Annotated in this window: 19 protein-coding genes and 1 riboswitch; of the genes, 8 read left to right on the forward strand and 11 right to left on the reverse strand. The window is 69.7% G+C overall.

The window, feature by feature from the left end:
• Positions 1 to 69 precede the first annotated feature (69 nt).
• Entirely contained in the window at positions 70 to 657 is a 588-nt protein-coding gene (locus NM1_RS03430) for a helix-turn-helix domain-containing protein (protein WP_068013734.1), read from the forward strand.
• 105 nt (positions 658 to 762) lie between these two features.
• On the opposite strand, the gene rsmD is transcribed toward NM1_RS03430, so the two are convergent.
• Positions 763 to 1,320 (reverse strand): 16S rRNA (guanine(966)-N(2))-methyltransferase RsmD, encoded by a 558-nt coding sequence (gene rsmD, locus NM1_RS03435; protein WP_068013737.1) that lies wholly within the window; start codon positions 1,318 to 1,320, stop codon positions 763 to 765.
• Positions 1,321 to 1,537: 217 nt separating this feature from the next.
• On the reverse strand, positions 1,538 to 4,942 hold the full coding sequence (locus NM1_RS03440; RefSeq protein WP_068013739.1) for a pyruvate carboxylase: 3,405 nt from the start codon (positions 4,940 to 4,942) through the stop codon (positions 1,538 to 1,540).
• A gap of 260 nt (positions 4,943 to 5,202) precedes the next feature.
• Positions 5,203 to 5,400, forward strand: a riboswitch (cobalamin riboswitch).
• A gap of 80 nt (positions 5,401 to 5,480) precedes the next feature.
• Between NM1_RS03440 and metE the strand changes: the two genes are divergently transcribed.
• A complete protein-coding gene (metE, locus tag NM1_RS03445; RefSeq protein ID WP_068013741.1) occupies positions 5,481 to 7,784 on the forward strand; it encodes a 5-methyltetrahydropteroyltriglutamate--homocysteine S-methyltransferase in 2,304 nt (767 codons plus the stop codon).
• Between the two features lie 64 nt (positions 7,785 to 7,848).
• Here the strand turns inward: metE and NM1_RS03450 are convergent, their stop codons facing one another.
• Together NM1_RS03450 and prpB are read right to left on the reverse strand one after the other, a co-directional pair.
• Entirely contained in the window at positions 7,849 to 8,982 is a 1,134-nt protein-coding gene (locus NM1_RS03450) for a bifunctional 2-methylcitrate synthase/citrate synthase (protein ID WP_068013743.1), read from the reverse strand.
• Positions 8,983 to 8,986: 4 nt separating this feature from the next.
• A complete protein-coding gene (gene prpB, locus NM1_RS03455) occupies positions 8,987 to 9,883 on the reverse strand; it encodes a methylisocitrate lyase (protein WP_373864016.1) in 897 nt (298 codons plus the stop codon).
• Between the two features lie 59 nt (positions 9,884 to 9,942).
• Between prpB and NM1_RS40750 the strand changes: the two genes are divergently transcribed.
• Positions 9,943 to 10,113, forward strand: a complete 171-nt coding sequence (locus NM1_RS40750; protein ID WP_084519118.1) for a DUF1737 domain-containing protein — start codon at positions 9,943 to 9,945, stop codon at positions 10,111 to 10,113.
• Positions 10,114 to 10,214: 101 nt separating this feature from the next.
• On the opposite strand, the gene prpD is transcribed toward NM1_RS40750, so the two are convergent.
• Entirely contained in the window at positions 10,215 to 11,723 is a 1,509-nt protein-coding gene (prpD, locus tag NM1_RS03460) for a 2-methylcitrate dehydratase PrpD (protein ID WP_068013745.1), read from the reverse strand.
• Positions 11,724 to 11,839: 116 nt separating this feature from the next.
• On the opposite strand from prpD, the gene NM1_RS03465 reads away from it, so the two are divergent.
• Complete coding sequence (locus tag NM1_RS03465; RefSeq protein WP_068013948.1) at positions 11,840 to 13,261, forward strand: short-chain fatty acyl-CoA regulator family protein; 1,422 nt, start codon at positions 11,840 to 11,842, stop codon at positions 13,259 to 13,261.
• Positions 13,262 to 13,308: 47 nt separating this feature from the next.
• Here the strand turns inward: NM1_RS03465 and NM1_RS03470 are convergent, their stop codons facing one another.
• Positions 13,309 to 13,818: a MauE/DoxX family redox-associated membrane protein gene (locus NM1_RS03470; protein ID WP_068013747.1), complete on the reverse strand. Its 510-nt coding sequence runs from the start codon at positions 13,816 to 13,818 to the stop codon at positions 13,309 to 13,311.
• Positions 13,819 to 13,865: 47 nt separating this feature from the next.
• On the opposite strand from NM1_RS03470, the gene pdxR reads away from it, so the two are divergent.
• Both pdxR and NM1_RS03480 read left to right on the forward strand, forming a co-directional pair.
• Positions 13,866 to 15,287 carry a MocR-like pyridoxine biosynthesis transcription factor PdxR gene (gene pdxR, locus NM1_RS03475; protein WP_068013749.1) on the forward strand — a complete coding sequence of 474 codons (1,422 nt, stop codon included), beginning with the start codon at positions 13,866 to 13,868 and terminating at the stop codon, positions 15,285 to 15,287.
• Between the two features lie 234 nt (positions 15,288 to 15,521).
• Positions 15,522 to 15,896 carry a cupin domain-containing protein gene (locus NM1_RS03480; RefSeq protein ID WP_068013950.1) on the forward strand — a complete coding sequence of 125 codons (375 nt, stop codon included), beginning with the start codon at positions 15,522 to 15,524 and terminating at the stop codon, positions 15,894 to 15,896.
• A 27-nt stretch (positions 15,897 to 15,923) separates the two neighbouring features.
• On the opposite strand, the gene NM1_RS03485 is transcribed toward NM1_RS03480, so the two are convergent.
• The 4 genes from NM1_RS03485 to NM1_RS03500 form a co-directional block, all read right to left on the reverse strand.
• Complete coding sequence (locus tag NM1_RS03485; protein WP_147289018.1) at positions 15,924 to 16,466, reverse strand: hypothetical protein; 543 nt, start codon at positions 16,464 to 16,466, stop codon at positions 15,924 to 15,926.
• 66 nt (positions 16,467 to 16,532) lie between these two features.
• Positions 16,533 to 17,438 (reverse strand): EamA family transporter, encoded by a 906-nt coding sequence (locus NM1_RS03490; protein WP_068013753.1) that lies wholly within the window; start codon positions 17,436 to 17,438, stop codon positions 16,533 to 16,535.
• Positions 17,439 to 17,533: 95 nt separating this feature from the next.
• Positions 17,534 to 19,801: an ATP-dependent DNA helicase RecG gene (recG, locus tag NM1_RS03495; protein ID WP_068013755.1), complete on the reverse strand. Its 2,268-nt coding sequence runs from the start codon at positions 19,799 to 19,801 to the stop codon at positions 17,534 to 17,536.
• Positions 19,802 to 21,736 (reverse strand): DAK2 domain-containing protein, encoded by a 1,935-nt coding sequence (locus NM1_RS03500; protein ID WP_246011419.1) that lies wholly within the window; start codon positions 21,734 to 21,736, stop codon positions 19,802 to 19,804.
• A gap of 331 nt (positions 21,737 to 22,067) precedes the next feature.
• Here NM1_RS03500 and rpmB point away from each other — a divergent pair, with 331 nt between their 5' ends.
• Both rpmB and NM1_RS03510 read left to right on the forward strand, forming a co-directional pair.
• On the forward strand, positions 22,068 to 22,259 hold the full coding sequence (rpmB, locus tag NM1_RS03505) for a 50S ribosomal protein L28 (protein WP_011210730.1): 192 nt from the start codon (positions 22,068 to 22,070) through the stop codon (positions 22,257 to 22,259).
• A 98-nt stretch (positions 22,260 to 22,357) separates the two neighbouring features.
• Positions 22,358 to 22,885 (forward strand): GNAT family N-acetyltransferase, encoded by a 528-nt coding sequence (locus tag NM1_RS03510; protein ID WP_068013757.1) that lies wholly within the window; start codon positions 22,358 to 22,360, stop codon positions 22,883 to 22,885.
• Here NM1_RS03510 and NM1_RS03515 read toward each other — a convergent pair.
• A complete protein-coding gene (locus NM1_RS03515; protein ID WP_068013758.1) occupies positions 22,848 to 23,117 on the reverse strand; it encodes a hypothetical protein in 270 nt (89 codons plus the stop codon). The two genes, NM1_RS03510 and NM1_RS03515, sit on opposite strands and share 38 nt — an antisense overlap.
• Positions 23,118 to 23,150: the final 33 nt, after the last annotated feature.

Consider the following 23,150-nt stretch of genomic DNA (forward strand, 5'->3'; position numbering starts at 1 on the left):
CTGCCATCGAGAATGCGGGCGGATCGGCGGGCTCGGCAAACTTCTTTGCCGAAATGGCAAACTGGCGGCATGGACGACATCGATCAGGCGCTGGATGCGGTCGGCCCTCGGTTGCGGGCGCTACGCAAGCAGCGCGAGACCACGCTCGCGGATCTGTCGACGGCGACCGGCATCTCGGTCAGCACCCTGTCACGCCTGGAATCCGGCGCCCGGCGGCCGACCCTCGAGCAGCTCCTCCCGCTGGCCCGGGCGCACGGCGTCACCCTCGACGAGCTCGTCGACGCCCCGGCGACCGGTGATCCGCGCGTGCACATGCGCCCCGTCACCCACCACGGCATGACGATGGTGCCGCTGACCCGCCGCCCCGGGGGTATCCAGGCCTACAAGATGGTGCTGACGCCCGAGGATCGCGCCGGGGATCCGCAGCCACAGACACACGAGGGCTACGACTGGGTCTATGTGCTCAACGGACGCCTACGCCTGGTCCTCGGCGAGCACGATCTGGTGCTTTCCCCAGGCGAGGCAGCGGAATTCGATACCCGGGTGCCGCATTGGTTCGGCGCTGCGGGCGGGGAGCCGGTCGAACTCCTCAGCCTCTTCGGCAAGCAGGGCGAGCGCGCGCACCTGCGCGCCCGCCCCAAAGAGCAAAGCGGGTAGGGCTTTTCGCATCCGAGAGGGTGGCTCACCACGCTCAGGGATCGAGTACGGATTGCCACGCCCAGCGGCCCGAGTGCGGATTGCCGCGTTGCGAGGCGGTTGGGCTCAGGGCTCGAATTCGGCCAGCTCTATGCGGGTTTCGCCGTAGCGGCGCGGCTTCGATGCCGAAAACACCGGCGGCCAGTCGATTTCGGGTGACCGGGTCGGCCGCTCGACAATCACCAACGCGTCCTCACGCAACCAACCGTTGGCAGCCAAGGCATTCAGGTCGGCGACCACAGCGGTACCGTCCACGGCGTAGGGCGGATCCGAGAAGACCAGGTCGTAGGGTGTGCCGGGCGTGCTGGAGAGCACGGAACCCACTGTGCCCACCCGTAATTCGGCACCGGGCAGGCCCAGATCGGCGATATTTCCGCGCACGACGGCCGCCGCCTTACGATCGGACTCCACGAGCAGCGCATGAGAAGCCCCGCGCGACAACGCCTCCAGACCGAGCGCCCCGGAACCCGCATACAGATCCAGTACCCGCGCCCCATCGAAATCGCGCCGCGCGGCCAACATACTGAACAGCGCCTCCCGCACCCGATCCGACGTCGGCCGCGTACCGGCGGGCGGAACCCGCAGCCGACGCCCTCCGGCCACCCCCGCCACGATCCGCGTCATAGAGCCACCCCCGAGGACACCGCCCCACTCGATGCCCCCGCTCCGCACAACAGGCGGGCGCCACCGCGCACGGCGCGGACCGCACCCGAACGGCGGCGTCCCCGCGAGGCTGACCCGCTCTCGCACCCCGTGTTCGTTCCCGCACCCCATTCAGGGGCGTGCAGGGGGTGCGGGAACACGTAAGGGGTGCGGCGGGGGGTGGTGGGCCTGGGGAGGCTCACTCTGCCGCGGCCTCGTTCAGGCGCAGGTCGACGAGGAGGTCGCCGCCTTCTACCTGCTGGACCTTGCCGATGGCGACGCGTCGCACCACACCCGCGCGGGGGGCGGTGATGGCGGCCTCCATCTTCATGGCCTCGATGGTGCCGATGGTGTCGCCGGCGGCGATGGTGTCGCCCTCGGAGACGACCAGGGTGACGACGCCCGCGAAGGGGGCGGCGACGTGGCCCGGATCGGTCTTGTCCGCCTTCTCGGCGGCCGGGACGTCGCTGGCGACGGAGCGGTCACGCACCAGGACGGGACGCAGCTGCCCGTTGAGAATGCACATCACCGTGCGCATCCCGCGCTCGTCGGGCTCGGAGATGGCCTCCAGGCCGATGAGCAGCGTGACGCCCTTCTCCAACTGCACCCGATGCTCCTCGCCGTGCCGCAGCCCGTAGAAGAACTGGTTGGCCGACAACCCCGAGGTATCGCCGAATTTCTCACGGTGCGCGAGGAATTCGCCCGCCGGGCCCGGGAACAGCAGCCGGTTCAACGTCGCCCGGCGCTCCTCCGAGGTGCCGCCGAGCCCGGCCTCGTCGGCCGCGGTCAGCTCCGTCTCGGGCTTGGCGGGCCCGCGCCCGGCCAGGGCCCGGCTGCGGAACGGTTCCGGCCAGCCACCGGCGGGGGTACCGAGTTCCCCACGCAGGAAGCCGATTACGGAATCGGGGATGTCGTAGCGGCCCGGATCGGCGGCGAAGTCCTCGACATCGATGCCCGAGCCGACCAGCGACAGGGCCAGATCGCCGACCACCTTCGACGACGGCGTCACCTTCACCAGGCGGCCCAGCAGCCGGTCCGCCGCGGCGTATTTCGCCTCGACCTCCTCGAACCGGTCGCCGAGGCCGAGCGCGATCGCCTGCTGACGCAGGTTCGACAGCTGCCCGCCCGGAATCTCGTGGGTGTAGACGCGCCCGGTCGGACCGGGCAGCCCGGACTCGAAGGGCCCGTATACCTTTCGCAGGGCCTCCCAGTACGGCTCCAGATCGCACACGCTGCCCAGGTTCAGCCCGCTGTCGTACTCCGAATTCGCCGCGGCCGCAACGATTGCCGACAGCGGCGGCTGGCTGGTGGTGCCCGCCATCGGCGCGCTGGCGCCGTCGACGGCATCGGCACCGGCCTGCCATGCGGCCAGATACGTCGCCAGCTGACCACCCGGTGTGTCGTGGGTGTGCACGTGCACCGGCAGGTCGAAATTGCTGCGCAGCGCCGTGACCAGGGTGTGGGCGGCGGGTGCGCGCAGCAGTCCGGCCATATCCTTGATGCCGATGACGTGCGCCCCGGCATCCACGATCTGCTCGGCCAGCTTGAGGTAATAGTCGAGCGTGTAGAGGTTTTCGTCCGGATCCGACAGGTCGCCGGTGTAGCTCATCGCGACTTCCGCGAGGGCCGTGCCGGTTTCGCGCACCGCGTCGATGGCCGGGCGCATCTGGTCGACATTGTTCAGCGCGTCGAAGATCCGGAAGATGTCGATCCCGGTCGCGGTGGCCTCGGAAACGAAAGCGCGCGTGACCTTCTCCGGATACGGCGTGTACCCGACGGTGTTGCGCCCACGCAGCAGCATCTGCAGGCAGATGTTGGGGATCGCCTCGCGCAGCGCCGCCAACCGCTCCCACGGATCCTCGTACAGGAACCGCAGCGCCACATCGTAGGTCGCGCCGCCCCAGCATTCGATCGACAGCAGTTCCGGCGTCAGCCGCGCCACGTGCCCGGCCACCTGGATCAGGCTGTTGGTGCGCACGCGGGTCGCCAGCAGCGACTGATGCGCGTCACGGAAGGTGGTGTCGGTCACCGCGATTCCCCGCTGCTCGCGCAGCGCCTGCGCGAAACCTTCGGGCCCCAGCCGCAACAGCCGCTGCCGCGACCCGTCCGGCGGCGGCACCGTGGTGTCGATGGGCGGCAGTTTGTCGTGCGGGTACACCGCGGTCGGACGCTCACCGTGCGGCTTGTTGACGGTGATGTCGGCCAGGTAGGTCAGGATCTTGGTGCCGCGGTCGGCGGACCCGCGCTGGGTCAGCAGGTAGGGCCGCTCGTCGATGAAGGACGTGGTCACCCGCCCGGCCCGGAAGTCGGGATCGTCGAGCACCGCCTGCAGGAACGGAATGTTGGTCGCCACACCGCGAATCCGGAATTCGGCGACCGCCCGCCGGGCCCGCGCCACCGCCTGACCGAAGTCGCGCCCGCGGCAGGTGAGCTTCACCAGCATCGAATCGAAGTGCGCGCCGACCTCGGCGCCCAGGTTGGCGCCGCCGTCGAGGCGGATGCCGCCGCCGCCCGGACTGCGGTAGGCGGTGATGCGCCCGGTGTCGGGCCGGAAGCCGTTGGCCGGGTCCTCGGTGGTGATGCGGCACTGCAGCGCGGCGCCGCGAATACCGATCGCATCCTGGCTCAGCCCCAGGTCGTCGAGGGTTTCCCCGGCGGCGATCCGCAGCTGCGACGCCACCAGGTCGACGTCGGTGATCTCCTCGGTGACGGTGTGCTCGACCTGGATGCGCGGGTTCATCTCGATGAACACGTGATTGCCGCGCTCGTCGAGCAGGAACTCCACGGTGCCGGCGCAGCTGTAGCCGATCTGCCGGGCGAAGGCCACGGCATCGGCGCAGATGCGTTCGCGCAGTGCGGGATCCAGGTTCGGCGCGGGTGCCAGCTCGATCACCTTCTGGTGGCGCCGCTGCAGCGAACAGTCTCGCTCGAACAGATGCATGACGTTGCCCTGCTCGTCGGCGAGGATCTGGACCTCGATGTGGCGGGGGTTGATCACCGCCTGCTCGAGAAACACCGTCGGGTCGCCGAAGGCCGATTCGGCCTCCCGCATCGCGGCCTCCACGAACTCGCGCAACTGCGCCCGGTCCGCGACCCGGCGCATACCGCGCCCGCCACCACCGGCGACGGCCTTGACGAACACCGGGAACTGCATGGACTCCGCGGCCGTCAGCAGCTCCTCCACATCGGCCGACGGCGCGGTGGAGGCGAGCACGGGCAACCCGGCGGCCTTCGCGGCGGCGATCGCGCGGGCCTTGTTACCGGTCAGCTCCAACACCTCGGCCGAGGGGCCGATGAAGGTGATGCCCTCCCGCGCGCACGCCGCGGCCAGGTCCGGGTTCTCCGACAGAAAACCGTAACCGGGGTAGACGGCATCGGCGCCGGCGGTCTTGGCCGCCTTGATGATCTCCTCGATCGAGAGGTAGGCCCGCACCGGGTGACCGGGTACCCCGATCTGGTACGACTCGTCGGCCTTCAGCCGGTGCACCGAATTGCGGTCCTCGTAGGGAAATACCGCGACGGTGCCGATGCCGAGTTCGTAAGCGGCGCGGAACGCCCGAATGGCGATTTCCCCGCGGTTGGCGACCAGCACTTTGGAGAACATTGGCTTAAGGTACCTGGCCCGTCGGCGAGTCCGGACATCGAATACACCTTCGCAGCCAACCTCACAACCGAACCGTGCTCATTTGCGAAGTTGCGTAATCCGCTGGTAATCACCGTTGGCGCCGCCTTCGCAGCGAGGCCACACCGAGTGCAGGCGTCGACCCCGCACGTGACCGCCAGGAATAAACCATTGGCCCCCGTGCCTTATCCTTCTCTACGCAGCTGGTTCGCTGCGCCGGCGAGTTGGAGCCCCGAGCGCCGGGCGGCAGCGTCGAAACCGGTCCGTAGGGATCGGCCAGAGGGAACCCGGTGGGAATCCGGGACTGTCCCGCAGCGGTATGCAGGAACGACCGCCGTCACCAGCACTGGGTGCACGCACCTGGGAAGCGACGGCCACTAGGACCACCCCGACGGGGAACGCCTGCGAGTCCGAAGACCTGCCGGCTGTGCCGGGTACGCCGTATCCGGCGGCCACCGCCTCGTGGAATCGGGCGGGCGGACACCAGTGCAAGAGGCATCTCGGGCTCCGTCTGCTCTGTATGGCGGTGACCTGTGGCTTCCAGCACTGGAGAGAGACCGTGACTGTTCACAACCCTTTCACCGCAACGGTTCTCGGCATTCCGCGGATCGGGCCGCGGCGCGAGCTCAAACGCGCGACCGAGAGTTACTGGGCCGGCCGAATCGACGCCGGCGAACTGCACGCCGTCGGGCGTGAGCTGCGGAGCACGCAGCTGACCGCGCTGACGGCCGCCGGACTGGACTCCGTTCCGGTCGGCACCTTTTCCTATTACGACCAGATGCTCGACACCGCGGAGATGTTCGGCGCGCTGCCCCTGCGGGTCGCCGGGATCACCGATCCGCTGGACCGCTATTTCGCCGCGGCCCGGGGCACCGACGAGGTCGAGCCGCTGGAGATGACCAAGTGGTTCGACACCAACTACCACTACCTCGTCCCCGAGATCGGCCCGGGCACCGCCTTCGCGCTGCATCCGGACAAGCTCCTCGGCGAGCTCCGGGAGGCCCGTGAGCTGGGCGTACCTGTTCGTCCGGTCGTCATCGGACCGCTGACGTTCCTGACGCTGTCCAAGGGCATCGACGGCATCTCGCCGCTGGATCGGCTGAACGACCTGCTCCCCCACTACCGCGAACTGCTGGGGCTGCTGGCCGCCGAGGGCGCCGACTGGGTGCAGATCGACGAGCCGGTGCTGGTCACCGATCTCACCGATGCCGAGCTGTCGCTGATGCGGCGCACCTATGCGGAGCTGTCCGGGCTGACGCGGCGACCGGCCATTCTGGTGGCGACCTACTTCGGCCGCCCGGGTGCGGCGCTACCTGCCTTGGCGGACATGGGAATCGAAGGTGTCGCGCTCGATTTCGCCTCGGGCACAACGGTCGACGATGTCGCCGCCGTACCGGCACTGGCCGACAAGCTCGTGGTGGCCGGCGTGGTCGACGGGCGCAACATCTGGCGGACCGACCTCGACGGGGCGCTGGCATCGCTCGGCACGTTGTTGGGCAGCACCGGCGCGCTCGCGGTGTCGAGCTCCAGTTCGCTTCTGCACGTGCCGTATTCGCTGGACCACGAGACGGAGCTGGATCCGGCGCTGCGGTCGTGGCTGGCGTTCGGCGCGGAGAAGGTCGGCGAGGTCCGGCTGCTCTCGACCGCGCTGCACGAGGGCACGGGCGGCATCGCCGACGAGCTGGCCGCGGCGCGCGCGGCACAGGCGAGCCGGACCGCCGATCCGCGCCTGCGCAACGACGCGGTGCGTGCCCGGCTGTCCGCGCTCGGCGAGGACGCCACCCGCCGCGCTCCCGCGACGGAACGCCGTGCGCTGCAGCGGGAACGGCTGCAGCTGCCGCTGCTGCCCACCACCACGATCGGCTCGTACCCACAGACCACCGCGATCCGCAAGGCGCGGGCCGAGCTGCGCAAGGGTGAGATCACCGGCGAGCAGTACCACGAGCGGATGCGCGCCGAGATCGCCGATGTCGTTGCGCTGCAGGAGAAACTGGGCCTCGACGTGCTGGTGCACGGCGAACCCGAACGCAACGACATGGTGCAGTACTTCGCCGAACAGCTGGACGGCTTCTTCGCCACCGCCAACGGCTGGGTCCAGTCCTACGGCACCCGCTGCGTGCGACCGCCGATCCTGTACGGCGACGTGGTGCGGCGCGCGCCGATGACCGTCGAGTGGATCGGGTACGCGCAGTCGCTGACCGCCAAGCCGGTCAAGGGCATGCTCACCGGGCCGGTGACGATCCTGGCGTGGTCGTTCGTGCGCGACGACCAGCCGCTGGCGGATACGGCCCGGCAGGTCGCGCTCGCGATCCGGGACGAGACGGTGGACCTGCAGTCCTCCGGGATCCGCATCGTCCAGGTCGACGAGCCGGCGCTGCGGGAGCTGCTGCCGCTGCGCGCCCAGGCCAAGCAGGCGTACCTGGACTGGGCGGTGACGGCGTTCCGGCTGGCGACCAGCGGCGTGGCCGACGCCACCCAGATCCACACCCACCTGTGCTACTCGGAGTTCGGTGAGATCATCGGCGCCATCGCCGATCTGGATGCCGACGTCACCTCGATCGAGGCGGCCCGCTCGCACATGGAGGTGCTGGACGACCTCAACGCGGCCGGATTCCATCTCGGTGTCGGGCCGGGCGTCTACGACATCCACTCGCCCCGGGTGCCGAGCGTGGAGGAGATCACCACCTCGCTCCTGGCGGCGCTCAAAGCCGTTCCCGCCGAACGGCTCTGGGTCAACCCGGACTGCGGGCTGAAGACCCGCGGACCGGCCGAGGTCGAGGCGTCGCTGCGGAACCTGGTGACCGCGGCACAAGCCGTACGCTGAACACGCTGTGGCCCCGGCCGTCTCACGACGGCCGGGGCCACGGGTGTCACCGACGCGACGTGCGTCAGGCTGCTCCCACAACTCTTTGCGGCACACCCACATACTCCGAGAGTGGGCGGATGAGCGCGTTGGACTGGGACTGTTCGATGATGTGGGCGGTCCAGCCGGTGATGCGGCTCATGACGAAGATCGGCGTGAACATGTCGATGTCGAAGCCCATCAGGTAGTAGGCGGGCCCGGCGGGGAAGTCCAGATTCGGTTCTATGCCGGTCGATTCCGCCATGGCCGCCTCGAGTTCGGCGTACATGCGCAGCCATTCGTGGCCGCCGGTCACCTCCGCGACCTGCTCCAGGGCCGCCCTCATGGTGGGCACCCGGGAGTCGCCGTTCTTGTAGACGCGGTGACCGAAGCCCATCACCTTCTCCTTGCGGGACAGCCTGTCCCGCAACCACTCCCGCGCCCGCTCCGGCTTGCCGATGTCCAGCATCGCGTGCATGACGGCCTCGTTGGCGCCGCCGTGTAGCGGGCCCTTCAGCGTGCCGATGGCCGCGGTGACCGCGCTGTACATATCGGACTGCGTGGAGGTGACCACGCGGGCGGCGAAGGTCGAGGCGTTGAAACTGTGCTCCGCGTAGAGGATCAGCGACGTCTCGAACGCCGCGACGATCCGCGGGTCCAGGTGCCGGTCGGCGTCCGACGGTTCACCGAAGCACATGTAGAGGAAGTTCTCGGCGAAACCCCGCTGTTCGTCCGGGGCGATCGGATCCAGCCCGCGGCGGCGGCGCATATCGGCCGCGATCACCGTGGGCAGGATCGCGGTCATCCGTAATGCCTTGGCCAGCAGCGCCTGCGGGCTCGTTCCCCGGTCCTCGAGTGGATCCTCGGCCCCGAGGTAGCTGACGACGGTGCGCACGACATCCATCGGATGGCAGGTCTCGGGCAGCTTGTCGATCAGCGCCAGCAGGGAGCGATCGAGGTGCCGCAGTGCGCGTTCGCGGTAGCGGAGCGCCTGCAGTTGGTCGGCGTCGGGCAGTTCGCCGTACCAGAGCAGATGGGCCACCTCCTCGAAGCTGCAGTGCCGCGCCAGATCCTGGACCGCGTAGCCGCGGTAGGTCAGGGAGTTGGTTTCCGGGACGACCTTCGAGATGGCGGTGGTGTCCACCACCACGCCGGCCAGCCCCTTCTTGATCTCGGTCATGGAATCACTCGCTCACGGTGAAATTGAAGATGCCGGAATCGAATTCGTTGTAGCGCTGATAGCCGAGCAGCTCGTACAGCCGCGCCCGGTGCTGCATGGTGTCGAGCAGGCCGGATTGTGTTCCGGTGGCGGCGATCTCGCGCAGCCCGGCCTCGACGGCGAACATCGCCAGGCGCAGGGTGGTGACCGGGTAGATGACCGCGTTGTAGCCGAGCCCCTCGAGCGCCTCCGCCGACAGCAGGTCGGACTTGCCGAATTCGGTCATATTGGCCAGCAGCGGAACATCCACGGCGGCACGGAACTTCGCGAACTCGCTCGCATCGGCCAGGGCCTCGGTGAAGATCAGATCGGCACCGGCATCGGCGTAGGCCCTGACCCGGTCGATCGCCGCGTCCAACCCCTCGATGCCGCGGGCGTCGGTGCGGGCGCAGATCACGAAGTCCGGATCGCGCCGGGCCGATACCGCCGCCCGGATCCGCCGCACCATCTCCTCGGAAGGTACGACGGCCTTCCCGTCGAGATGCCCGCACCGCTTGGGATTGACCTGGTCCTCGATATGGCAGCCGGCCAGGCCCGCGTCCTCGAGCAGGGTGATCGTGCGGGCCGCGCTCATCGGCTCGCCGAATCCGGTGTCGGCGTCGATCAGCGTCGGCAGATCGGTGACCCGCGCGATAGTCCGGCCGCGCTCGGTGACCTCGCTCAGCGTGGTCAGCCCGATATCGGGCAGCGCGAGCTCGGCGGAGATCACCGCCCCGGACACGTACACGCCCTCGAACCCGAGCTCCTGAACCAGCTTGGCCACCAAGGGGTTGAACGCCCCGGGCATCCGCTGAATCCGGCCGGCGGCCAGACCCGCCCGGAATGCCTTTCGCTTGTCGCTCGCCGACGTCGCCGCCGCCATCAGCCCCGTCACAGCGACCACCGCCCCGTACCCGATGCGGCGCACCTTAGGCTCGTGCCATGACCGAACCGCTGCGTTATCGCCTGATCACCGGCCAGGATGATGTGTCGTTCTGCGAGCGCATCAGCGCGTTGCTCGCCGAGGGCTACCGACTGCACGGCTCGCCGTCGGTCACGTTCAACGGCATTCACGTGATCGCGGCTCAGGCCGTGGTGTGGGACGAGGACTGAGAGGCAACCTGACGACATCCGGCTGACGGAGCGACCGGCGTATCCGCCAGGAGATCCCGAGCGAGGGTCACCGTCGACCATCGAAGAGATGTTTTCCAGCATCAGAAGATCCCCTTTCCGGTAGACGGCGCCGTCGCCGGCACATCGGGAGATACGGTGAACGTCAGCTGGTCCAGCTCGTCCGACCGCAGTTGTGGAACTCGTTGCGCCGCATCGAGAAAGCGGTCCTGTTCGGCGGGTTCGAGTACGCCCTCGGCGAGGGTGCGGAACTTCGCGATGTACTGCTCGCGCCCGAAGGGCCGCTCCCCCAGCGGATGGGCGTCGGCCACCGCCAGCTCGTCCACGATGGTCTCGCCGTCGGCCAGCGTCACCACCGCCCGTGCGCCGAAGGCCTTTTCGCTCGGATCCGTGGAGTGGTAGCGCCGGGTCCACTCCGGATCCTCGACCGTGCGAATCTTCTGCCACAGCTCCACGGTGTCGGGCCGCCGCGCCCGCTCCGGCGCGTAGGAGCGCTCGTGGTGCCAGGTTCCGTCCTGCAGGGCCACCGCGAAGATGTAGGGCACGGAATGGTCGAGCGTCTCCCGGCTGGCGTGCGGGTCGTACTTCTGCGGATCGCCGGACCCGCTGCCGATCACCACGTGCGTGTGGTGGCTGGTGTGCAGCACGATCGAGGCGATCTTGTCGAGATCGCCGATGCGCGACCGCATGCGCCGCGCCAGATCGATCGGCGCCTGGCTCTGGTACTCGGCCGAATGCTCCTTGGTGTAGCTGTCCAGGATCGCCCGCTTCGGCTCGCCCGGGACCGGCAGCGGCACGGCGTATTCCGCGTCCTTGCCGCCCAGCAGCCGGGCGATCACGCCGTCCTCGCCCTCCCAGATCGGCGCCGGGGCGCCCTCGCCGCGCATGGCCCGGTCCACCGCCTCCACGGCCATCTTCCCCGCGAACGCGGGTGCGAAGGCCTTCCAGCTGGAGATCTCCCCCTTGCGCGACTGCCGGGTCGCGGTCGTGGTGTGCAGGGCCTGGCCGACGGCCTGATAGATGGTCTCGGCGTCCAGGCCCAGCAGGGTGCCGATACCGGCCGCCGCCGACGGGCCGAGGTGGGCGACATGGTCGATCTTGTGCTCGTGCAGGCAGATTCCGCGCACCAGGTCGATCTGGATCTCGTAACCCGTTGCGAGACCGCGGATCAGGTCCGCTCCGCTGCGGCCGGTGTGCTGCGCGACGGCGAGGATCGGCGGGATGTTGTCGCCCGGATGCGAGTACTCGGCGGCCAGGAAGGTGTCGTGGAAGTCCAGCTCCCGCACCGCGACACCGTTGGCCCATGCCGCCCACTCGGGCGAAAACCGCTGCGCGGCGGGCAAGCCGAATACGGTGGCGCCCGGAGCGTACGGGTGCGCCTGCGCCTGGCGCCGCGCGGTCGTCGGCGGGCGCCTGCGCAGCGCGGCCGCGGCCACCCCGGCGTTGTCGATGATCCGGTTGACGATCATCTCCGCTACCTCGGTCGGCACCGGCACGGGGTCGGTGGCCACCTCCGCGATCCGGGTCGCCAGGTGGTCCGAGCGGGGGAAGTCCTCGGCCGAGGCATGGGGACGTGCGATATGACGCTTCATACTTCGCACGCTACGCAGCGACACATCGCGACAAAACACCTTGCAACAGCAGATTTTTGTCGGCGAGTACCGCCAATATTGCAATGTTTGCGAAGCCAGTGGGTAGCATCGGCGGCGTGCGCAAGATGTATGCGGGTGCCCGACTACGGCGGTTGCGCGAGGAAAGGCGGATGACCCAGGCCGCGTTGGCCAAGTCCCTGGAATTATCCCCCAGCTACCTCAACCAGCTCGAGCGCGACCAGCGACCGCTCACCATTCCGGTACTGCTGAAACTGAACTCGACCTTCGACCTGGATGTGCAGTTCTTCGCCGCCGACTCCGATGCGCGGCTGGTCTCGGACCTGCACGAGGTGCTGGTCGAGGCCGCCGGCGGCACGGCCCCGCCCGCCGCCGAGGTCGAGGACCTGGCCGGCCGCCTGCCCGAGGTCGCCAAGACCATCGTCGCCATGCACCGCCGACTACGCGCGGCGACCGACCAGCTGGACCTGCTGTCCTCCAAGGTCGCGACCCCGACCGGCGCGCCCGGCGTGCCGATGCCCTACGAGGACGTCCGCGACTTCTTCTACGACCACCACAACCACATCGCCCAGCTGGACCTGGCCGCCGAGCGGCTGTTCGACGAGTGCGGGCTGTCCATCGGATCGCTGGACCGGCAGTTGGCCCGCGTCGCCGAGGAGAAGGCGGGCGTCACGGTGCTGGTGCGCGGCGACGGCGCCGATCCGGCCATCCCCAAGCGCCACTTCGATTCCGAGAGCCGCACGCTGACCCTGGCCCGGCGGCTGCGTCCCGGCCAGCGCGCCTTCCAGATCGCCACCACCCTCGCATTCCTGCTGTACGGACCGCTGCTGGACGAGGTGCTCAGCGATACGCCCTCGCTGACCGGGGAATCCCGGGCGCTGGCCCGGGTGGGCCTGGCCAACTACTTCGCCGGGGCACTGGTGCTGCCGTACGGGAAGTTCCTGCGCTCCGCCGAGGAGCTGCACTACGACATCGATCTGCTGGGCCTGCGGTTCGAGGTGGGTTTCGAGACGGTCTGCCATCGGCTGAGCACGCTGCAGCGGCAGGGGCAGCGTGGGGTGCCGTTCTTCTTCGTGCGCACCGACCGCGCCGGGAATATCTCGAAGCGTCAGTCCGCCACGGCATTTCACTTCTCCCGGGTCGGCGGCAGCTGCCCGCTGTGGGTGGTGCACGAGGCGTTCGCGCATCCGGGGCGCGTGCTCACCCAGGTGGCATCGATGCCCGACGGGCGCCGCTATCTGTGGGTGGCCCGCACCGCCCATTCGACCCCGCGTGGATTCGGCACGGCGGCAAAGGAATTCGCCATCGGGCTGGGCTGCGATATCGAATATGCCGACCGGCTGGCGTATTCGAAGGGCCTACAGCTCGACGACCCGTCCGCGGCGATCCCCATCGGGGCCGGTTGCAAGGTGTGCGAGCGGTCGGCCTGCCCGCAGCGCGCCTTCCCGCAGATCGGGCGACCGCTGGCCGTCACCGAGACCACCTCGATCGACCTACCCTATCCACGCGCGGTGCGCTGAGGGATAGGCGGCGACGCCGGAATACGAGCGGGCGGGCATATTCGGCGCTAGGGGCGGGCGCTCGCCAGGGAAGCTGCGCTGCTTCGCCCCGCGAGGACCCGGTCGATACCGAGGACGTACGCCCGCGTGGGAGCCAGCGCCAGCAGCCCCGCTGCCGCCGCGGCACCGAATACCGAGAAGGTCAGCGGTGCCTGCCAGCCCAGGGCGAAGAACATCGAGAGGCCGAAGATCAGGAGCAGTCCCAGGCTGCCCAGCGCGGCCCAGCGGGTCGCGAGGCCGAGCAGCAGCGCGAATCCGAGGACGATCTCGACGACCGTGCCGCCCCAGCCCGCGACATCGGCGAGTCCGCCGGGGAGATACGGCGTGAGCGAATGCGAGTACGCCATGAAGTTGTCCATATTTCCCCACGCCACATCGCCGGTGCCCTTCGCCCCCAGCAGCCCGAACCGGTCGGCGACGGCGGCCAGGAATCCGGCGGCGAGCGCTATCCGCGCGAAAACCGTTGCCGCGGGCCATGTTCGGCGTCGAATATCGTCCAGGGTCGCATCCGTGTTCATGGCTGCGACAGTACGAGGAAAATGGACCCCCGGTAAGCTCCACTTCCGTGTCTGCTTCAGGTACCAATTCGGGTCCGGAGATCCACCTGACCCTGACTGCCGACGGCGGTGCGCCGCTGCGTGCGCAGGTGGAGGCCGCGCTGCGCGATGCGGTGCGGGACGGTCGGTTGCGGCCGGGCCAGCGCCTCCCGGCGAGCCGGGTACTCGCGGCCGATCTCGGGGTGTCGCGGCGGCTGGTCGTGGAGGCGTACACGCAACTGGTGGCCGAGGGGTATCTGACGGCGCGCCAGGGTTCGGCCACCCGGGTCTCCGACGTCGCCGCCACCACCGCCGCGCCGATCACCCCCGGTCCGGCCGTTCCGGTTCCGCGACGCTGGGATATGCGGCCCGGGCAGCCCGCGATCTCACATTTTCCGCGACGAGCCTGGCGGCGGGCATGGCTCACCGCCCTCGCCGAGGCCGGTAACGCCGACTTCGGGTATCCGCATGCCGCAGGCCATCCCAGGCTGCGCGCCGTGCTCGCGGCCTACCTGGGCCGAGTGCGCGGTGTCGCCGCCACCCCCGAATCCACGCTCGTGTGCGCCGGAGTCATGCACGCCCTGGATCTGCTGTGCCGGGTCCTGGGCCGGCGTGGCGCCCGGGTGATCGCATTGGAGGATCCCGGCCTGCACCAGCGCGCGCCGCTGATCGCTCACGCCGGGCTGAGGCCGCTGCCGATCCCCGTCGACGGCGATGGGCTCGTGGTCGACGCCCTGCCCGAGCACGGTGTCGACGCCGTCATCGTGAACCCGGCCCACCAGTTCCCGACCGGTGTGGTGCTGGCGCCTCATCGTCGGGAAGCGTTGGTAGCGTGGGCATCTCGCACCGGCGCCCTGGTGATCGAGGACGACTACGACGGCGAGTTCCGCTTCGACCGCCGTGCCGTGGGATCACTGCAGGGCAGGGCCTCGGCGTCGGTGGTGTACCTCGGCTCGGTGAGCAAGACGCTCGCTCCGGCGCTGCGGCTGGGGTGGATCGTCTGCGAGCCCCGCCTGGCAGACGAGCTGCGCCACAGCAGATTCCTCATCGACAGGGGCAACCCCACGCTGGAACAGCTGGCACTCGCCGAGCTCATCGACAGCGGCGCCTACGACCGGCACATCCGCCACAGCAGGGCCCGCTACCGGGAGAACCGGCAGGCTCTCGACGCCGCGATCACCCGGTACCGGCTCCCGCTGCACCTGAGCGGAATTCCCGCCGGTGTACAGACTTTGGCGACCCTGACCGATGATCACGACGCGGATCTGGTGCGCGAACGAGCGGCCCGGGTGGGAGTCCACCTCGAATCGCTCACGACATTTCAGGCCGCACCGGCACATCCGGCGCGAGACCTGGTCCTCGGTTACGGCAACATCACCCCGGGCGGTATCGACCAGGCGATGGCGGCACTGGCCGAACTGCTGCGTCCCCGAACCTTCGATAGCCACTGATTGGCACCCTGGATTGCGCGGCAACTGGAACTGTCCAGGGAGCCAATAACGGCTTAACGTCCGGTCATGACCCGAAACACGAAGCTCTGGAAGCGGTTCCGACTACTGGTAGGACTCGTCGTCGGCGGCGCGGCGGTGGCCGCACCCGCCGCGGCCGGACCGGGTGACTCGCCCGCCGAACCGGGCGGCTCACACTCCGGCACCGGCGCACACCCGACCGGCTCCGCGACCGTCCTGACGCCCCTGCTCACCGTGACCCCGCCCGTCATACCCGAGGGCGCCGAGATAACAACCGCGACAATCGAATTGCAGCCCGGCGATCCCGGCACTCCACCGCACCGCCACCCCGGACCGGTTTTCGGCTACATGCTCGAGGGCGAGATGGTGTTCGAGCTGGAGGGCGAACCGGAACGAATCATCCGGGCGGGGGAGGCGTTCTGGGAGCCCGGCGGCGACCTGATCCACTACCAGACCCGGGACAACCTGCCCGACCGCAAGAGCCGATTCGTCGTCGCCATGGTCTGTCTCCCCGGTCAACCGATGCTGACCCTCGTCTCCCCCGAGGAACTCGAAGCCCGCAAGGACCGCCGCGCACCCCGCCCTCGATGAAAGGGCGCCGCCCGGAAGGTCCGCGGCCTACTCCGAGGTCTGCTCATCCGCCGGGCGGCCGGGGAGCGGGTGAGCGAGATAGCCATCGGCGAAGAACTGCATGGAACCGCACCGACCGCATCGATAGGCATGTTGTTTCAGGACCTCCTGACCCCAGTCGCTCGGATGATCGGTCAGCAGCCCGCTGTGCCCCGTGAGGAATCCGAGCACGCCGATGTAGGTCCGCTGTTGGTCACACCACGGGCAGGTGAGATCGACGGCCTCGCGCCGACGGCGGATCTCGTTCTCCTGCAGCGTTATACGCTGCTGCACCTGAGTCAGGTAATGCGCGGCATCGGCCAAGGACAGTTGGGTCACCGCACCCCACGAACCTTCATACCCGCCGTTGCCGATGGTCCGGAGATGCGCGAACCCGGCCTCGGAGCGCCGCACCACCCGGGTGCCCCTGATCCCGCCCTCGATACGGAAGGTGATCTCCGCGCGCGACAGTCCGCTCGGCAGGCCCCTGGCCACCGTCACCCGCTTCGGGTCATCCGCATCCGGCTTGAACTCGATCCCCCGGTCCCGCACGACATCCACCATACCGCCCGAGCGGTATGCCGGTGCGTGGCGGCACAACAGACGGGAGGCTGGACGTCACACCTTTGCACTGCGTGTGGCGCCGATGGAGGCGGCGACGACGCAGGCTATGCCGCCCCACTGCTGAATGTTCATCAGCTGGCCGAGGACCGCCAGGCCGGCGAAGGCGGCCACGGCGGGTTCCAGGCTCATCAGGACGCCGAAGACGCGGGGCGGGATGCGGCGCAGGGCCTCGAGTTCCACCGAATACGGGAGCACCGAGGACAGGATGGCGACGCCGAATCCGGCGGCGAGCACGGACGGCTGGAGCAGCGCGGTTCCGGCCTCGGCGATGCCGACCGGGGCCATCAGCACGCCGCCGAAGGCCATCGCGAGCGCCAATCCCCCACCGCCGCTGGTCCTCTCGCCGAGCTTGGCGCTGAGCAGGATGTAGCCCGCCCAGCACGCGGCGGCCGCCAACGCGAACGCGATGCCCGCCCAGACCACCGGACCGTCGGCGTGGGTGAGCAGCAGGACACCGCCGCCGGCCAGCACCGCCCACACCGGGTCGGTCCAGCGACGCGACCCGGCCAGCGCCACCGCGAGCGGGCCCAGGAATTCGATGGTGACCGCCATGCCGAGCGGGATGCGGTCGATCGCCTCGTAGAAGAACAGGTTCATCGCGGCGAGCACGGTGCCGTACGCGACGACCACCGGCAGGGCGCGACGCTCGATGCGCAGCGCGGAGCGCCAGAAGATCAGCAGCACGATGCCTGCGAAGAACAACCGGAGGCTGACCGCACCGCCCGGTCCGGTGGCCGCGAACAGCCGATTGGCCAGCGCGGCGCCGATCTGGACACTGACGATGCCGAGCAGCACCAGCACGGTCGGCGGGACGCCGCCGATGCCCTGACGCGGCCGCAACCGGGAAAGCACCTGCGGCAGAGAGGGTTTGCGCCCCCATTCGAGATCGATCGCTACCACCGGCGCTCCCTCCTGCCTCGCAGCCTCCAGAAAATCGACCCTGGCAGCATCTCACCGACCACCGACAAGTTTCCACCCGGTAGATTCCGGGCGGGTTATGACTTGGCCAGGTATTCCAGGCGTTCGGCGTCTACCGCGGCGCGCATCATGCTCGCCAGGCCGGGGTGGTTTTTCAGGCCCGGGTCGGCCTCGACCAGTTCCCGCGCCAGTTGCTGCGCCGTGGTGATGACCTCGAGGTCGTCCAGTAGGGACAGCAGGCGCAGGCTGCGGGCGGTGCCCGACTGCGCGGAACCGAGCACGTCGCCCTCGCGGCGCTGACGCAGGTCGAGCACCGACAGCTCGAAGCCGTCGAGGGTGCCCGCGACCGCATCCAGCCGGACCATGGCGCCGCCCATCGGCGAGGTCTCGGTGATCAGCAGGCACAGGCCCGGATGCTTGCCGCGGCCGACGCGCCCGCGCAGCTGGTGCAGCTGGCTGACCCCGAACCGGTCGGCGTCGACGATCACCATCACCGTCGCGTTCGGCACGTCCACGCCGACCTCGACGACGGTGGTGCACACCAGCACGTCCACGTCGCCGTCGTTGAACGACCGCATCACACGGTCCTTCTCGTCGGTGGGCAGGCGGCCGTGCAGCAGGCCCACTCGCAGATCCGCGAACGGACCGCCGCGCAGCGTCTCGAAGACATCGGTCGCCGCGTGCGTGGTCGGGGCCTCTTTCTCCTCGTCCGACTTCTTCTTGCGCCCCTTGCCGTTTCCGTTCTCGTCCTCGTCGCCGATGCGCGAGCACACCACGTATGCCTGACGGCCCGCGGCCACCTCCTCGCGAATGCGTTCCCAGGCCCGCTCCACCCAGGCCGGATGCGCCTTGGCGGGAACGACTTTGGTGGTGATGGGCGAGCGCCCGCGCGGCAGCTCGGTCAGCGTGGAGGTCTCCAGGTCGCCCAGCGTCGTCATGGCGATGGTCCGCGGGATCGGCGTCGCCGTCATCACCAGCAGGTGCGGGCTGATCCCGTTCTTGGCCTTGGCGCGCAGCGCATCCCGCTGTTCGACACCGAAGCGATGCTGCTCGTCGACGATCACCATGCCGAGATCGTGGAACTCGACCGCGTCCTGGATCAGCGCGTGGGTGCCGATGACGATGCCCGCCGCACCGGTCATCGCGTCCAGCAGCGCCGCCTTCTTCGCGGCCGTCGGCATCGAGCCCGTCACCAGCGTCACCTTCGTGGCGTTCTCCGCGGCACCGAGCTCACCCGCGGTGCCGAGATCGCCGAGCATCGCGCGCAGCGACCGATAGTGCTGAGCGGCAAGCACTTCCGTCGGCGCCAGCAGCGCGCACTGCGACCCGGCGTCGACCACCTGCAGCATCGCGTGCAGGGCCACGATCGTCTTGCCCGAGCCGACCTCACCCTGCAGCAGCCGGTGCATCGGATGGTCGCGGGACAGGTCGTCGGAGATCTCGGCGATCACCTTCTGCTGCCCGGCGGTCAGCTCGAACGGCAGGCGCTGCTCGAAAGCCGTTGCGATGCCGTCGGTGCGGGGCGGGCACGACTTCGCGGCTCGGCCCTCGGCATCGTGGCGGCGCTCCGCCAGCACCAGCTGCAGGGCCAGCGCCTCGTCGAAACGCAAACGCTCCCTGGCCTGTTCGATATCGGATTTGCGCTCCGGCAGATGGATCAGCCGCAGCGCATCGGTCACGGCCATCAGGCCGCGGTCCTCCCGAATGTCCTGGGGCAGCGGGTCGTCGATCGGATCCAGTTGATCGAGCACCTGCCGGACACAGGCCAGCAGGTCCCAGCTCTGCACCTTGGCGGTGGCGGCGTACACGGGGATGTACTCGCGTTCGAAGAACGAGACATCCACTCCCCCTGCGCCCTTCGCGCTCTGCGCCAGCCCGCGCAGGTTGCCGCTGCCGCGCACCGAGGTGAGGTTCTCCACCGACTCCCCGGCCTCGGGCAGGATCAGATACGACGGGTGCGACAGGTTCCACCGGTCGGGGCGCCAGTAGTGCACGGTGCCCGACATCATCGCCCGAACGCCCTGTTTGACAAGGTAATTCACCTTGTCGCCGTTGAAGAAGGTGATCTCCACGGGGCGGCTGGAGCCGGCGTCGAGCTCGACCTTCAGCAGATTCCCCCGCCGCTGGCGCATCGGGCGCTTCTCGGTCTTGGTCACCCGGCCGACCACGGTGAGGTGCGCGCCCTCCTCCGGCGCCTCCTCCGTGAGCGGCTGCCCCTGCGTCGCGTAACGCAGCGGGTAGTGCCGCAGCAGGTCCTCCACGGTGTGCATATCGAAGGCGTCGGCCAGCGGCTCGGCCGCCTTCACGCCCAGCACGTGATCGAGCCTGTCGCGCAGCGTCGTCATCTATTCCACCCCGATCTGCACCAGGTCACCGGATTGCCCGCCGTCGTAGGTGATGACCTCGACGCCCGGGAAGTTGGCGATGATGTGCCCGGTCAGCGCCTCGCTCAGGCCGGCCGGGGCCTCGGCGCCCAGCAGCAGCGTGACCAGTTCGCCGCCGAGGCCGAGCATCCGATCCAGCAGCGTGCGGGCGGCCACCCCGACGACCGGATCGATCACGACGACGTCGTGCCCGACCAGCCCGAGGCCGTCACCCCGCTCGCAGGTGCCGACGATGGTCAGCGCCCGCTCCGCGGCCACCCGCAGGGCGCCCCACCGGGTCGCGGCGGCCGCCTCGGACATGGCGAATACGTCGTCGGCGGCGGTGCGGCCGCCGTCGTGCAGGGCCAGCGCCGCCAGCCCCTGCACCATCGACCCGCTCGGCAGCATCAGCACCTCGCGCTGTCCGTCCCGCGCGGCGACGCTCACCGCGACCAGTTCGTGGGCGGGCAGCGCGCCGTTGGGCAGCACCACCACCTCGCGGTGCGGCATGTCCCGGATCGCGGTCAGCAGCGCCTCGGCGGTCACCTCGCCGTCCAGCACGACCGCCCCGGCGTCCTCGAACAGCCGGGCCGCGCCCGCACCCGCGGCGACGGCGAGGATCCCGCGGTCGGCCGGGCCGAACCCCTGGTGTTCGTCCACCACGAGACCCTCGATGCGGATGCGGCTCACGGCGCCCGCGTTCAGGCCCGCCTCCACGGCCGCGCCCGCATCGGCGCAGTGCACGTGTGCCGACCAGGTACCGCTGCCGTCACCGACGACGACGACCGAATCGCCCAGGCGCGCAAGGGAGTCGCGCAGGTCCGCGATGCGGTTCTCGTCGGTGCCGGACAGGAGGTACATCACCTCGTACTGCGGTCGCGCCACACCGTCATCGTCGTCCGTACCGTCCGGGGCCGCTGCCGTTTCCGCCGCACGGAACGAACTCGCCGCCGTTCCGGCACAGGACGGACCGGCGGTTCCGAGCAGAGCCGCCAGGTCCCGGCTCGCACCCGGGGTCGAGCCGCCGCCGGAAGCAGACGCCCCCGAACGACCGCGCGGCCGAGAGCGCGCGGCCGCGGCGCGGACCGCGGGCACCGGCTCGAACTCCTTGTATTCCGGCCGGAACGGAACCTGCCCGGTGACCACCGTGACCAGGCCGTCCAGCAGGATCAGCAGCCCCCGCGCCCCCGCGTCCACCACCCCGGCGGCACGCAGCACGTCCAGCTGCGACGGGGTATCGCCCAGCGCCTTCGCCGCCCCGTCGGCCGCGGTCTGGGCCACCGCCGCGAGGGTGTCGTCCGCGCAGTCCTCGGCCCGGTCCGCCGCCGCCTCCAGCACGGTCAGCATGGTGCCCTCGACGGGTTCGCTCAGCGACTCCCGCACCAGAACGGCGGACCGCCGCAACGCCTTCGGCAGCGTGGCGGCCGTAAGCGGACCTGCCGCAACGCCTTCGGCGATCCCACGCAACACCTGAGACAGGATGATGCCCGAGTTCCCCCGCGCCCCAGCGGTCGCCGCTCGCGCCATGGCTCCCGCCACCGCACGGACAGCGGTGGGATCCGCTACCGGCGCACTCTCACGCGCCCGCCGCCCGGCGCCGCCGTCGGCCCCCGGATCCATCGCGGCCGCGTCGAGCGCCCGGCTCATGCCCGCGCTCTCCGCACGTGCAGCTGGATCGCCGCCAGAAGCAGGCCGCGCCGACGGCTCGCTGTCGTTGCCGGGTCCCGACACCTCGGCCTCGACCGCCCGCACCGCGGCTCGCATGGTGACCAGCATGTTGGTGCCGGTGTCGGCATCGGCGACCGGGAAGACGTTCAGCGCATTGATCTCGTCGCGGCACCGCTCGAATCCGTCCAGGCAGAGCCGAGCCCACCGCGCGAGTGCAGCACCATCCAGCTCCTCCCGGACCCCGGGCACGCCACCGTCCTTTCGCCGCAGCTGCGATCCGCCAAACCCCGACCGCCAGCCTAGTCTCCCGCTCCGACACGCGAGGAGGCGCAGTCGAGCATCGCGGGTGCGACCCCGCCGATGCCCCACTGTGCGGTACGCCACAGACCCCCGCGGGCGTCGAAGACCCTGATTGGACATCGATCACCGGCCCCGGCTAGTCTTGCAGGGTTGCCTCACGCAGCCGTGGATCGGCCGCGTTCGCCAGCGGGTCTCCGCGGGCAGGCATGACGACAAAGTTTCCGGACAGGCTGTCCCGCGAAGACAGCAGTCCCCACATGACATGAAGGAGCTCGCGACTATGGCTGCCGTCTGCGACGTCTGCGCCAAGGGCCCCGGCTTCGGTAAGTCGGTTTCGCACTCGCACCGGCGCACCAACCGTCGCTGGAACCCGAACATCCAGACCGTCCGCGCGCAGGTTGCCCCGGGCAACACCCGCCGGATGAACGTGTGCACCTCCTGCCTGAAGGCGGGCAAGGTGGTCCGCGGCTGAGCTGCGCGAAACTGTCGAACGGCGCCCCGGCGCACCCGCGAGGGTGACCGGGGCGCCGTCGTCGTTCCGCGGGTAGCCTCGCACGGCAAGGGGGATCAGTGACCGAGCGCAACTGGCGAATCGTGCCGCTGGCGGCCGAGCACACCCGCAGCCTGGCCGAATGCCATATCGCCTGCTGGCGTGAGGCCTATCGGGACCTGGTGTCGCAGCACGTGCTCGCCGCGTTCGACGTCGACCGCCGCGCCGAGCAGTGGGAGCGGGTGCGCCTGCGGTACCCGGACTCCACGACGGTCGCCCTCACCGGAGACACCGTCATCGGATTCGCCAGCGGCGGCCCGTCGCGGGACCGCCCGCCGGTGGCCGCCCGCGAGGTGAACGCGATATACGTGCGAGCCGCCTGGTACGGCACCGGCGTCGCCCACGACCTGATGCGCGCGGTCCTGCGCCCCGACGCAGACACCTCGCTATGGGTGTTCGAGGAGAACCCGCGCGCCCAAGCCTTCTATCGGAAATACGGTTTCGAACTCGATGGCACGTTCCGGACGGAGGCGTTCACACCCACCATCGAGGTTCGCATGATTCGCCGGGTCAGTTCGCTCCGCCGAGGCACTGCACCTCGGCACTGATGCTCTGCAGCGCGCACAGTCCGAAGGCGTTCACGTTCGACGACAGCGAGGCCGAGCCGGTCTGCGGGTCCCACAGCGCCAGCACCGGTGCGGCCTGTTCGGTGGTCGTCGTTTCCTGCGGGGCCGCCTGCTCCAGCGGCAGCGGTGCGGCCTGGGCGGCCGCGGGCGCGCCCAGAATGGCCGCTCCGGCGGCGACGGTGACGACGGCGCCACGCACGGACTTGATCTGCATGCAACTTCTCCTGTTTCGATCCAGCGTCAGCGC

It is taken from the genome of Nocardia mexicana NBRC 108244, from assembly GCF_001613165.1.
GTDB classification, from domain to species: Bacteria; Actinomycetota; Actinomycetes; order Mycobacteriales; family Mycobacteriaceae; genus Nocardia; species Nocardia mexicana.

Coding starts and splice junctions, on each gene's coding strand:
- metE (WP_068013741.1), top strand. CDS start 5,481: ATGGCGGTGACCTGTGGCTTCCAGCACTGGAGAGAGACCGTGACTGTT.
- NM1_RS03450 (WP_068013743.1), bottom strand. CDS start 8,982: ATGACCGAGATCAAGAAGGGGCTGGCCGGCGTGGTGGTGGACACCACC.
- NM1_RS03470 (WP_068013747.1), bottom strand. CDS start 13,818: ATGAACACGGATGCGACCCTGGACGATATTCGACGCCGAACATGGCCC.
- rsmD (WP_068013737.1), bottom strand. CDS start 1,320: ATGACGCGGATCGTGGCGGGGGTGGCCGGAGGGCGTCGGCTGCGGGTT.
- prpB (WP_373864016.1), bottom strand. CDS start 9,883: ATGGCGGCGGCGACGTCGGCGAGCGACAAGCGAAAGGCATTCCGGGCG.
- NM1_RS03430 (WP_068013734.1), top strand. CDS start 70: ATGGACGACATCGATCAGGCGCTGGATGCGGTCGGCCCTCGGTTGCGG.
- NM1_RS03440 (WP_068013739.1), bottom strand. CDS start 4,942: ATGTTCTCCAAAGTGCTGGTCGCCAACCGCGGGGAAATCGCCATTCGG.
- NM1_RS40750 (WP_084519118.1), top strand. CDS start 9,943: ATGACCGAACCGCTGCGTTATCGCCTGATCACCGGCCAGGATGATGTG.
- NM1_RS03515 (WP_068013758.1), bottom strand. CDS start 23,117: ATGCAGATCAAGTCCGTGCGTGGCGCCGTCGTCACCGTCGCCGCCGGA.
- recG (WP_068013755.1), bottom strand. CDS start 19,801: ATGACGACGCTGCGCGACAGGCTCGATCACGTGCTGGGCGTGAAGGCG.
- prpD (WP_068013745.1), bottom strand. CDS start 11,723: ATGAAGCGTCATATCGCACGTCCCCATGCCTCGGCCGAGGACTTCCCC.
- rpmB (WP_011210730.1), top strand. CDS start 22,068: ATGGCTGCCGTCTGCGACGTCTGCGCCAAGGGCCCCGGCTTCGGTAAG.